This window comes from Mycobacterium sp. 852002-50816_SCH5313054-b, assembly GCF_001667185.1.
GTDB lineage: Bacteria > Actinomycetota > Actinomycetes > Mycobacteriales > Mycobacteriaceae > Mycobacterium.
In genome coordinates, this window is the sequence record NZ_LZIC01000130.1 from 24,971 (window position 1) to 36,223 (window position 11,253).

Sequence of the window (11,253 nt, forward strand, 5' to 3'; positions counted from 1 at the left end):
GCGAGCGTCCCGGCCTGAAAGCGACCCGTGGCCCCGCGCGCGGCAAAATCGCAGCTCAGGGCCGTAACGGCGGCGCTACTTCCCGGTTTCCCGCCTGCGCAGCAGGGAGGTGGCGGCGCGCAGCACGCCCCGGAAGGCATACGCGGCGGTCACCACCGACAGCAGGATCAGCAGGACGAACATCGGCAGCCAATTGCCGCGGCTGTGGTCGACCTCCCACCAGATGATGGTGAACAACACCACGCACAGCAACAGCACCACGTCGCGCCAGTTGCCGCGGTACGACAGCGCGGACTTGCGCAGCGCGCGGTTCCTGTCGGCGACATCGACCAGGTCGTCGATGCGGTCATCGATGGTGCGTTGCAGCTCTGCGCGACGTGCGGTCGCCTCCGGCGGGAGACGATCCAGCAGATCCATGTCCTGTTTGATCAGCTCTCGATAGTCCGGACCCCTGAATTGCCCGGCCGCAACGGCCAGCATCAGACCACCGAACACGGGTGCGCTGTTGAGCGCGACTTGTCCCAGACCCACCACGTCCACTCCTCTGCAAGTCGTCAACGTCGGTTCGTTGAGGATCGCCGAACCCGGCCAGCGGATCAACCACCCGGCCGCGACGCCGTCAGGACGCCTTCGAGCGGCGTCCCCGGGCCGGCGCCGCGTCCGGGCCCCGCAGCGCGTCCATCGCCCGCACCAGTTGCGGATAGGCGATCGCGGGCCCGATCCAGCGGGTGAGATAACGCCGGAGATCGTCGCCACCGCGTGCCGGACGGCCCGGGTCGGCGAGGAACGAGTGCAGCACCCGCAGGCAGAACTCGTTCAGTTCGTCCAAGCCTGCCTCATCGAAACCGTATTGCTCCCAATCGATGTCGTAGCGATGCAACATCGAGCGTCCGAAGGCCAACGCGGTATCCGAGATGATGGAGGCGGCCTGGCCGCCGCGGTGACGCCGATTCAGCACGAGTTCGAGCTGATTGTCCGACGCCAGTTGCTCGATGGCGAATGCCATTCCCTCGGTCATCGCCACCACCGGGTCGGTCACGCCGTCGAGGCGGCCCGCCAGCCGGTCCAGGAAGCCGTCGGCCGATCGCATCGCGGTTGCCACCAGCAATGCCCGGGTTCCGGGGAAGTACCGATACACGGTCTGCCGGGTCACACCGAGGGCCCGCGCCACGTCGGTGATCCGCGTCGCCGGGCCGCGTTCGTCGATGATCTTGTCCGCGGCGTCCAGGATGCGCTCGATCGCCTCCTCGTCGGAGGCGGGCGTGTTCCCTGCCCAGCCGTGACTGCGCATGCTTAGCGGACGGTCATCCCCATCGCTGGATCATAACGTCTATCGTGCGCTGCACGTGCGGAAAGTTCCCCGCACTGGATCCCGTTCCACCGCAACCCTTTACGCCTGGGATGCGCCCAGGATCAGATCGACGGCCTCGTCCAGTTGCCCCGCGATCTCCTGGTAGCTGACGAACCGTGCCGTCAGGAGCGCCCCGGCGAACGTCATCTGCAGCGCAGATTTCACCGCGCGAGGCCACCCCGGGCCCAGCGCGGCGCCGATCCGCCTCGACACCTCGGCGCCGATCTCCTCGCGCAGCGGCTTGACCGCGGGGTCGTCGGCCATCAGCGCGGCGCCGCAGGCCGTCATCAGCTCGGGCTCGTCGGCGACCATCAGCGCCATGTCGCGCAACGTCGCGCCGACCCGGGCCGGGGTGGTGTCGTTGACGTCGGTGTGCAGTGGGAGGTCGCGCAGAAAGCGGAGGTACACCGCCGCCACCAGCGCGCTCTTCGACGGAAAGTACGTGTATGCGCTGGCCGGGGAGACCCCGGCGCGGGTTGCGACCGCCCGCATCGTCAGATTCGCGTACGACGATTTGCGCAACTCCTCCAGCCCCGCGTCGAGGACCTTGCGGATCGTCTGAGCCGGCCGACGGTCCGAGCGGCGGGGTGTGGTGGCGGCCGCTTCCCTGGACACCGGTCCAGTGTAGAAACGGCCCGCGCGGCCTAGGGTGGCGCCTATGGCCGAGGCCGACCGGCGCCGCTGGGACGAGCGATACGCCGCTCAGGGACCGCCGCCGGCGAGCGCGACGGACCCGCCCGACCTGCTGACGCGCCATGCGAAGGAGTTTCCGGCGGCGGGGCGGGCCCTCGATCTGGCCTGTGGCCAGGGCTGCGGCGCGGTGTGGCTGGCCCGGCACGGCCTGGATGTCCGGGGGTTCGACGTCTCCGCGGTCGCCGTCGACCAGGCCCGCGAGGTGGCCCGGCTCGCCGGTGTCGGTGAGCGCTGCCGTTTCGAGGTGTTCGATCTCGACGACGGTCTGCCGCCCGGGCCGCCCGTCGACGTGATCCTCTGTCACAAGTTCCGGGACCGCCGCCTCGACGGCGAGATCATCGAGCGCCTGGCGCCGGGCGGGCTGCTCGCGATCGCGGCGCTCAGCGAAGTGGGGGCGGCCCCCGGGCCGTTCCGCGCGGCGCCGGGCGAGCTGCCGGCCGCGTTCGCCCAACTCCAGGCGATCGCCGCCGGTGAGGGCGACGGTCACGCGTGGCTGCTGGCCCGCCGCTGAGGGTGGCGCGGCGCCCTCGGCGCGGGCGTAGGACCCGGTAATGTCACGAAGATGGAGCGGCGCGTACTCGAAGCGGTCATCTATGAACGCGAACCGCCGATCGCGCGGATCATCCTGAATCGGGTCGACAAAGCCAACACCAAGGACGCGGTGTTGGTCACCGAAGTCGACAACTGCCTGCACGAGGCCGACCGCGACCACGAGATCAAGGTCGTGATCCTCAAGGCGAACGGGAACGGCTTCTGCGGCGGGCACGTGGCGCGCTGGGGCCCGGACGAAAACCCCTACCCCGACTTCGGAAACACCTTTGAGGAGCTGTACAAGGGGACCGCCGACCTCTTTCTGTGGCCCACCCTGTATCTGTGGGAGTTTCCCAAGCCGACGATCTCGCAGATCCACGGCTACTGCATGGGCGGCGGCATCTATCTCGGCCTGCTGACCGACTTCTGCGTGGCATCCGACGACGCGTATTTCCAGATGCCGCTTGCCCAAAGCCTCGGGGAACCCGGCGGGCACACCATGATCGAACCCTGGTTGTTGATGAACTGGCACCGCACCATGGATTGGCTGCTGCTGGCTCCGACCCTGTCCGCGCAGCAAGCGCTCGACTGGGGTCTGCTGAATAAGGTTGTCCCGCGCGAAGACCTGGAAGACACCGTCGAGGACATGGCGCGCAGGATCGCCCAGATCCCGTTGACGACCCTGATGGCGGTGAAGAACAACGTGAAGCGCGCCTGGGAATTGATGGGCATGCGGGTCCACCTCCAGGTCAGCCACATCCTGACCAACATGGTGGGCGCGGCCTCCGATGTTCAGGCGCGACGGGCCGAACTCATCCAATCGGGGATGAAGCCAAGGGATTTCGTCGGCCGCGACGAAAGTTCTCCGAGCGGGAGTGCACCCGGCTCGTCCACCTAACGGCTCTTCTCGCCGGCGATCCTGCGGCCGGCGGCATGCCGCGCGGCGACGTAGCCGAACACCATCGAGCTGGCGATGCTGGCGCCGGCGCCCGGATACGTACGGCCCATCACCGTCGCGGTGGTGTTCCCGGTGGCATACAGGCCGTCGATCACCAGGTCCTGCTCGTCCAGGACCTGCGCGTGCTCGTTGGTGACCACGCCGCCACACGTCCCGACGTCCGCCGGCAGCACCCGCGTGGCGTAGTAGGGCGCCCGGTCGAGCGGGCCGACGGCGGCGTTCGGCCGGTAGCCCGGATCGCCGAGGCAGTCGTTGTAGGCCGATTGGCCGCGCCCGAAGTCCGGGTCCAGGCCCTTGGCGGCGAACTGGTTGAACCGCTGGATGGTCCGCGCCAATTCGTCCGCGGGAAGGTCGATCTGGTGGGCGAGGCCGGCGACGGTGTCGCCACGTTTGACCGCGCCGCTCTCGATCAGCTCGGGCGGCAGGTGCAGGTTGCGCTTGAGCGGGTTGCTGCTGGTGACGTAGCGGCGCACATAACCCTCGTCGAAGATCATCCAGCAGGGGACCGCCTTGTTGGCGTACATCGCTTTGCCGACCTCGACGTAGGAGTTCGACTCGTTGCAGAATCGCCGGCCGGTCGAGTCGACGTAGATGGCCCCGGGACGCTGGCGACCCGAGCCGAGCGACGCCGCCACCGCACCGCCGTTGGCGATGAAAACGGAAGGCAGCCACCAGGCTTCGTCCAGCAGATCGGTTTTGGCTCCCAGCCGCATCGCCGCCTGCAGCACCTCGCCGGTGTCCCCGGCGTTGGCGATCGACCACTGCGCCTCGTTGGGCTGATCGCCGCTGTACCGGCGGCGCATCTCCTTGTTGTGGCCGAAACCGCCGGCCGCCAGCAAGACGCCCCGCCGAGCCTCCACGTTCAGCGATTCCTCGCCACGGGTGATGCGGGCGCCGACGACCCGGCCGTCCTCCACGATGAGGTCGTCCAGCGCCGCGTTCGTCCACAGCGGCGGCGGTCCGTCACTGAGGTCGATGAGCGCCTTCAGCATTTGAGCGATGAGCGACGCTCCGTTGGTGAGGATGTGGCGGCGGCGCGCACGCGCGGCCGCGGTGCGCAGGAACACCCGGGCGGCAACGGCGAACGCGCGCGGCGAACGGTTGTAGTACTGAACCGAGCGCAGTTCGTTGGTCAGGACCACGAAGCCGTAGTTCTTGGCCAGCGGGGGCTGCACTCTGCCGCTCCAGCTGCCCAGCACCGCGGCGTCGAACGGAATGCCCTCGATCGCGCGCCCGGACTCGTTGCCGCCCTTGTGATTCGGGTAGTAGTCGCTCCATCCGGCGCACCGGATCAACCGAACACCCTTGCGGACAAGGAAATTGACCATTTCGTAGCCGGCGGTCAGGAACATCTCGCGGCGGGCGGGCGAGGAAGGCGCGCCGATGTCACCGACCACGTCGGCCAGGTAGGCCAGGCCGTCCTCGTGCGAGTCGGCGACGCCGTCGGCGCGCATCAGGGGGTTGTTGGGCAGCCAGACGATGCCGCCAGACAGCCCCGTCGACCCCCCGACGAGCGCCTGCTTCTCGATGATCAGCGGTTCCAGCCCGCAGTCGAGCGCGGCCAGCCCGGCCACCATGCCGCCGCCGCCGCTGCCCGCGATGAGCAGGTCGACCGAGCGGTCCCACTGCGTGGTCATCGGGGCCCCTGGCCAAATCCCAGATCGGCGACCGGCACGTCGATGGTGGTGTTGGTCTTCTGGATCGCGGGCACCAGCGCCTCGTAGGGCAGTCCGGCCAGAAAGCCGTCGACGACGCGCTCGAAGTTGGAGATCAGCCCCTCGATCTGGTCCGAGAGACGCATGAACTCAAAGCCCTTGGAGTGCAATCCCTTTTGTTGCTTCGGAAGATTGGAGAAATCCTGGGGGGGGATGGGCGGCCAGCGTGGGTCGTCGGGCGCCATAGGTACGGGCGGGGTCGGCTTGGCCGTGACCTGGTCCGGCGGGATGCGGGTGAGCGACCAGATCTCGAACAACGTTTCTTCGGGGCCTAGCGGTCGAATCCGGTACGACGAGGCGCTGCTGTATTGGGGCAACACAAAGTAGTGGGGGAAGCAGAAATTGATCGCCTCGACGATGCCACGCCGCTGCAACTCGTTGAGGTCGGGGATATCGCACCCGCGCGCTCGATGCCAGTGGACGATGGCGTCGTTGAGGGCACTGCGCCAGACGGCCATCGCCTCGGCCGGATCGGATGGCAGCTCCATGTCCTGCAGGCCTTCTGCGATGCGGACGTCGTTCTCGTGCGTCATACCCGCCATGCCCTCGCCCAGCGCGCGCATGAAGTACAGGTTGGTCTGGGCCAAACCCGGTGGTTTCGACGTCGTGGGCATTGACGACGGCAGCAGTTGCGGGTGGGTCTGGGGGACGTGATAACCCTCCATGAACGCCGCCGTGGCCAACTTCCAGTTCACCGGAAGGCGGCACGCCTGCCACCACTCGACGCGCAGCGACTCCACTTTCCATGCGTCGTAGATCGACGCGAACGGCTCGATGCAGTCCCGCAGTGCGGGCGCACCGTCGTCGAGGTTGATCCAGGCGCAGCCGCCCCAGAGCTCGCACCTGACCGAAACGAGTTGCAAATCTTCTCGGCACAGGTTTTCCTCGGCGAACTCCCCGGGTCGCAGCACGAACGTGTTGCGCCCGTCGATGCCCCAGCACCACCCGTGGAACGGGCACACAAAGGTACGCCGATTCCCGTTGCCCTCCACCAGCTTTACCCCGCGATGGCGGCAGGCGTTGTGGTAGGCCCGCACCGTCTGGCTGTCGAGGCGAACCACGATGATCGACTCGTCGAGGATCTCGTACTCCACGAAGTCGCCGGCCTTGGGGATCTCCTCGAGGCGGCAGGCCATCTGCCACACCCGTGGCCAGAAGAGGTCCGCCTCCAGGGCGTAGAACTCCGCGTCGTAGTACCGCTGTTTGGGGATGCGATCGGGCGTCTGAACCGCCCACGGCACCGGCAGCGGTGTCCAATTGACACCGATTCTCTCCGAACCCGTCTCTACAGCCATCTCACTGTCCCTTATCAGCTCATACGATCCGTGAGGCCCGTCCTTGCCAGTAACGTTCACGAATGCGCCGCTTGTAAAGCTTTCCGTTCGGGTCGCGCGGCAGTTCCGGCTCGAACTCCACTGTGCGCGGGCACTTATAGCCGGCCAGGTGAGCCCGGCAGTGCGCGATGAGCTCGGCCTCCAAGTCGGGACCGGGCGCCACGCCGTCGGCAGGTTGCACGACGGCCTTGACCTCCTCGCCGAACTCGTCGTTGGGGACGCCGAACACGGCCGCGTCGACGAGCTTGGGGTGCATGACCAGCAGGTTCTCCGCCTCCTGCGGGTAGATGTTCACCCCGCCCGAAACGATCATGAACGTCGAACGGTCGGTGAGGTAGAGGTATCCGTCGGCGTCGACGTAGCCCATGTCACCCAGCGACCGCCAGCCCCGGTTGTTGGAGACCGATGCGGTCTTGGCCGGGTCCTTGAAGTACTCGAAATCGGGTCCGCCTTCGAAGAACAGCTCGCCGGACTCGCCCACCGGAAGTTCATCCCCGCCCTCGCCCAGCACATGAACGGGACTGAACGGCTTGCCGACCGAGCCCGGATGGGCGAGCCATTCCTCGGGCCCGATCGTGGTGCCCGCGAATCCCTCCGTGCCGCCGTAATACTCGTGGATGATGGGACCGAACCACTCCATCATCCGGTGCTTGACGTCCACCGGACACGGGGCGGCCGCGTGGATCACGCACTGCAGGCTGGACACGTCGTATTTCCGCCTGACCGCCGCGGGCAACTTGAGCATCCGCACGAACATGGTGGGGACGAACTGAGCGTGGGTGACCCGATGCGTCTCGATCAACCGCAGCACGGCCTCGGCGTCGAACTTGCGCATCAGGATCGATGCGGCGCCGACGCGGTGCACCGCCATCGTGTAGTTCACCCCGGCCGCGTGATACAGCGGCGCGGGGGAGAGGTACACGCTGGAGGAGTCCATCCCGTACTTGTGGATCAGCGCCATCTCCAGCACCGCCTGGGCCCAGGACCCGTTGCCGTCGGCCGGCAGCGAGCGGCGGACGGCCTTGGGCCGTCCCGTGGTGCCCGACGAATAGAGCATCTCCGAGCCGTCCGACAGCGGCGGCGCATCGCCCGCCGCCACCAGAGCGTCGTCGTAGGGGCGCCAGCCGCGCAGCGCGCCCCCGACGGCCAGGTGGACGGTCACGCCCGCGTTGGCCGCGCGCACGTGCTCGGCGAGCTGGGCCCCGGACGCCTCTGAAACGTCGACAAAGACCGCCTTGGCGTCCGAGTCGCCGATGACGTAGGCGACCTCGTCGGGCGTGAAGTGGGTGTTCACGGCCGTGTAGTAGAGCCCGGAAAGCTGGCAGCCCCAGGTGATTTCGAAGAACTCGGGCCGGTTCGGCAAAACCAGCGCCACGCCGTCGCCGCGCCGCAGCCCGGCGCCGTGCAGCAGGGCGGCGACGCGCCGGCTCCTGGCATGCAGCTCACCGAACGAGATCGGGCCGCCGTCGGTAATCAAGGCAGGCGAGTCCGCGGCTGTGCTCGCGTGGTCGGCGATGTTCACCCGTGCTCCCCTTTGAGCCGTCAGCGCTTAACTAGCCGTCGTTGGACCCCCGGTCGTGACGATACCGGGTCAGCGCTGGCCGGCTACCCACCGAGGGGCGGGCGGGCCATGACGGTCGGCCGGAAACCGTATCGGGGTCCGGCGCCGCCGGCGGTGCCCGAGCCCACGCCCGCCAGCGGCATGCCGCCCAGCAGGTTGCCCGGTCCGCCGGCGGTTTCCGCGGTGGGCCGGATCGCGCTGACCCACTCGGTCCCGGCGTGGCTTGCCGCGGGGGCGGACGCTGCCCACGAGGCCGGTACCGACAGCTTGCCGATCGAGGTGGCGCTGCCCAGCTGCGCCGCCGCGCCGGCACCACCGCCGATCAGCCCGCCCAGCCCGGGCAGGCCCTTGGGCACCGCAGCGATACCCGATCCTGCCGCCCCACCGATCCCGCCCAGCGTCTTGGATATCTGAACACCGAAGTTGCCCATGCCGACGCTGAAGTAGGGCAGGCCCTCGGTGTTGTAGAACAAGCTCGCATAGGGGGAGATGCCGTTGATGAACGTTCCCAGGTTGGTGGGCAGGATGGTCTGGCCGGTCAACAAGAACCATAGTTCGGTCAGCACCGGCATCGACGCGGCGGCGGACGCCGCCGACGTCGGCGACGCCAGGCCCTGCAGCTGGGTCGGCAACCCGGAAATCAGCCGTGCCAGCGTGGACTGCGCACCGCCCGACGAGGTGGTCGTTGCCACCTGTGCGGCTTGGGCCGCCGGGTTGGCGATCTGTGGTGCCGCGATGAACTGCTCAACCTTCGCGGCGCTCGCCGAGGAACCCGCGTAGTTGTACATGGCCGCGGCGTCTAGGGCCCAAAACTCGGCGTATTGAGCCTCCAGTTGGGCGATGATCGCGTTGTTTTGCCCCAGCACATTGGTCGCGGTCGCCTGGGCGAGCTCGGCGCGGTTGGCCGCGATCAGCGGCGGGGGCACCACCGCGGCAAGTGCGGCCTCGTAGGCCGCCGCGGCCGATCGGGCCTGGGCGGCGGCCTGTTCGGCTTGCGCCGCAGTCGCATTCATCCACGCCACGTACGGCTGCGCCGCGGCGGCCATGGACGCCGAGGCCGGCCCCAGCCATTCCTCGCCGGCCAGCGTGGTCACCACCTTGTCGTAACCCATCGCAGCCGAATTCAGCTCGGCGGCAAGCCCGTTCCAGGCCGAGGCCGCCGCCACCATCGAAGCCGAGCCGGGACCCGCATAGATCCGCGCAGAGTTGATCTCCGGGGGCAGTGCACCAAAATCAATCATCTTGACTCCTTCTGTGAATCATCGCGATGGTCATGGGGCTATCCGGCCGATGGCGGGCGGACGACCACGCTGTGGCGGGCCCCGTAGACGTTGGTGTGTCCGTAGGCGGCGGTGCGCCGGCCCACGGCCCCGGTCGGTATGCCCCGCAGCAGGGCGTTGTCCGTTCCGCTTGTGGCGGTGCCCGGTGGGGCGGCGCTCTCGTCCATCGCGGCGCCGGCAAGTGTCACTTCCGATGTCGGTGTCGTCCAATTCGGCGGCACGGACAGCAGCCCGACCCTGCCGGCCTGGCCCGCGCTCGCCGACATCGCTCCGGCGGTATGGGCACCCACGCCGCCCAGTCCCTCGATATGCAGGCCGAAGAATTGTGGCGTCGGATACCAGGCGCCGGCCGACCCGGCCGTTGTTCCGGAGCCGAACGTCAACTGCTGTCCGATGCTGTAAGCGAAGTTTGCGACGCCCACCCCGAAATACGCCTGCAAGGTTTGCTTGAAAACCGTGACATAGTTCGGCGGGGTGAGCCCGAGCCAGTTGTTGGTCGGCGTGGGCAGCCCGTAGGTGAGGAAATCCTGGATAGTGTTCCCGATGAGCCCCTGCGCGGCCGGCGCCGCGGGAGGTGAGGAGAGTTGTTGGAGCGCTAGGGAAACCGCTGCGCCCTGCCGGGCCACCGCGTCGGGGGTGTTGATGTTGGACGGCGATTGGTACGGGGCCAGCTGCGAGGCCGTCGCCGAGGAGGCCGCATAGCCGTACATGGCGGTCGCGTCCTGGGCCCACATCTGTGCGTACTGGGCTTCGGTGGCTGCGATCGCCGGCGTGTTCTGCCCGAAGAAATTGGTGGCGATCAGCGTCATCAGCAACAGCCGGTTGGCCACGATCACGGGCGGCGGCACCGTCATCACGAATGCGGTCTCGAAGGCGGCCGCGGCCGCGCGGGCCTGGATCGCGGTCTGCTCGGCCTGGGCGGCCGCCGCGCTGAGCCAGCTCACGTACGGGGCAACGGCGGACACCATGGCGGCCGAGGAGGGCCCCATCCAGGGTGAGCTGGTCAGCTCCGTGATCACCGAGCTGTAACCGCTCGCCGCCGTGCCCAATTCCGCCGCCAATTCGTCCCAGGCCGTCGCGGCGGCCATCATCGGCTCCGAGCCCGGGCCCGAATACATTCGGCCGGAGTTGATTTCGGGCGGTAGCACCCCGAAATCCAACACCTCACTACCCCTTAGCCGACCACGATCCGGCGGCAGATCCACGGCGGGTGTCGGCGGACACAAGCAGATCGTAATTCGACCGGCGTCGATTACCTTGAATTAGCAAAGCGGCGGCGCGTCGATTCACCTCGGCCAGGGGCTCTTTGGCCGTCATCTGGAGCAGCGTCGCTCACCGCGACCCGGCGCACCAGGGCCGAACGTCGCCTTTGGATGTGGCTAACGTCCCCTCGTCACGCCGGCGCAGCGCCGTCCTGCGAGGCGGCTGCCGCTGCCTGGCGACGGGCTTGCTCGGACGGCAGCACCTTGTCCTTGAACACCGTCTGAATCAGCTCCTGCACGTCCCTGCTGACCGACGCGAGCGCGACGAGGTCGTTGGAGCTCTGCCAGTGCACCCGCATGCCCATCAGCTCCCAGGCCCGCTTGAGATTGGCCTTCGTCGCCAACAGCGTCGTCATCGGCGCCTGGGCGATGTGGCGGGCGATGGCGTCGGCGCGCGCTTCCAGTTGCTCGCGCGGCACCACCTCGTTGACCAGACCGACCTCCAGCGCCTTCCTGGCGTCGATGACCTCCGCCAGGTACAGGTAATACGCCGCGCGCCGCCAGTTCATGAAAACCCACGGCTCGATCGAGCATTCGCCCGACGGCATCCCGAATCCCTGCAAGGGCG

General features: G+C 68.1%; 11 protein-coding genes. 2 read left to right on the forward strand and 9 right to left on the reverse strand.

Annotated elements, in window-relative coordinates; all coding sequences use genetic code 11:
• Positions 1 to 75 precede the first annotated feature (75 nt).
• From A5787_RS23320 to A5787_RS23330, 3 genes are all read right to left on the reverse strand, one after another.
• A complete protein-coding gene (locus A5787_RS23320) occupies positions 76 to 540 on the reverse strand; it encodes a hypothetical protein (RefSeq protein ID WP_197507361.1) in 465 nt (154 codons plus the stop codon).
• 79 nt (positions 541 to 619) lie between these two features.
• Positions 620 to 1,291, reverse strand: a complete 672-nt coding sequence (locus tag A5787_RS23325) for a TetR/AcrR family transcriptional regulator (RefSeq protein WP_066971442.1) — start codon at positions 1,289 to 1,291, stop codon at positions 620 to 622.
• Positions 1,292 to 1,390: 99 nt separating this feature from the next.
• Positions 1,391 to 1,966, reverse strand: a complete 576-nt coding sequence (locus tag A5787_RS23330; protein ID WP_066971444.1) for a TetR/AcrR family transcriptional regulator — start codon at positions 1,964 to 1,966, stop codon at positions 1,391 to 1,393.
• A gap of 43 nt (positions 1,967 to 2,009) precedes the next feature.
• Between A5787_RS23330 and A5787_RS23335 the strand changes: the two genes are divergently transcribed.
• Both A5787_RS23335 and A5787_RS23340 read left to right on the forward strand, forming a co-directional pair.
• Positions 2,010 to 2,555 carry a bifunctional 2-polyprenyl-6-hydroxyphenol methylase/3-demethylubiquinol 3-O-methyltransferase UbiG gene (locus A5787_RS23335; RefSeq protein WP_066971446.1) on the forward strand — a complete coding sequence of 182 codons (546 nt, stop codon included), beginning with the start codon at positions 2,010 to 2,012 and terminating at the stop codon, positions 2,553 to 2,555.
• A gap of 51 nt (positions 2,556 to 2,606) precedes the next feature.
• A complete protein-coding gene (locus A5787_RS23340; RefSeq protein ID WP_066971448.1) occupies positions 2,607 to 3,473 on the forward strand; it encodes an enoyl-CoA hydratase-related protein in 867 nt (288 codons plus the stop codon).
• Here A5787_RS23340 and A5787_RS23345 read toward each other — a convergent pair.
• The 6 genes from A5787_RS23345 to A5787_RS23370 all read right to left on the reverse strand — a co-directional run.
• Positions 3,470 to 5,170 carry an FAD-binding protein gene (locus A5787_RS23345; RefSeq protein WP_066971450.1) on the reverse strand — a complete coding sequence of 567 codons (1,701 nt, stop codon included), beginning with the start codon at positions 5,168 to 5,170 and terminating at the stop codon, positions 3,470 to 3,472. The genes A5787_RS23340 and A5787_RS23345 overlap by 4 nt on opposite strands.
• A complete protein-coding gene (locus tag A5787_RS23350) occupies positions 5,167 to 6,543 on the reverse strand; it encodes a Rieske 2Fe-2S domain-containing protein (protein ID WP_066971452.1) in 1,377 nt (458 codons plus the stop codon). Before A5787_RS23350 ends, A5787_RS23345 begins: the two co-directional genes overlap by 4 nt.
• Positions 6,544 to 6,562: 19 nt before the next feature.
• Positions 6,563 to 8,104: an acyl-CoA synthetase gene (locus A5787_RS23355; protein WP_066971454.1), complete on the reverse strand. Its 1,542-nt coding sequence runs from the start codon at positions 8,102 to 8,104 to the stop codon at positions 6,563 to 6,565.
• 83 nt (positions 8,105 to 8,187) lie between these two features.
• A complete protein-coding gene (locus tag A5787_RS23360; protein ID WP_066971456.1) occupies positions 8,188 to 9,384 on the reverse strand; it encodes a PPE family protein in 1,197 nt (398 codons plus the stop codon).
• A gap of 38 nt (positions 9,385 to 9,422) precedes the next feature.
• Positions 9,423 to 10,586 (reverse strand): PPE family protein, encoded by a 1,164-nt coding sequence (locus tag A5787_RS23365; protein ID WP_066971458.1) that lies wholly within the window; start codon positions 10,584 to 10,586, stop codon positions 9,423 to 9,425.
• Positions 10,587 to 10,816: 230 nt separating this feature from the next.
• A partial coding sequence (locus A5787_RS23370; protein ID WP_231994128.1) for an enoyl-CoA hydratase-related protein occupies positions 10,817 to 11,253 on the reverse strand: 437 nt, incomplete at its 5' end.

Coding starts and splice junctions, on each gene's coding strand:
- A5787_RS23350 (WP_066971452.1), bottom strand. CDS start 6,543: ATGGCTGTAGAGACGGGTTCGGAGAGAATCGGTGTCAATTGGACACCG.
- A5787_RS23340 (WP_066971448.1), top strand. CDS start 2,607: ATGGAGCGGCGCGTACTCGAAGCGGTCATCTATGAACGCGAACCGCCG.
- A5787_RS23345 (WP_066971450.1), bottom strand. CDS start 5,170: ATGACCACGCAGTGGGACCGCTCGGTCGACCTGCTCATCGCGGGCAGC.
- A5787_RS23335 (WP_066971446.1), top strand. CDS start 2,010: ATGGCCGAGGCCGACCGGCGCCGCTGGGACGAGCGATACGCCGCTCAG.
- A5787_RS23325 (WP_066971442.1), bottom strand. CDS start 1,291: ATGCGCAGTCACGGCTGGGCAGGGAACACGCCCGCCTCCGACGAGGAG.
- A5787_RS23360 (WP_066971456.1), bottom strand. CDS start 9,384: ATGATTGATTTTGGTGCACTGCCCCCGGAGATCAACTCTGCGCGGATC.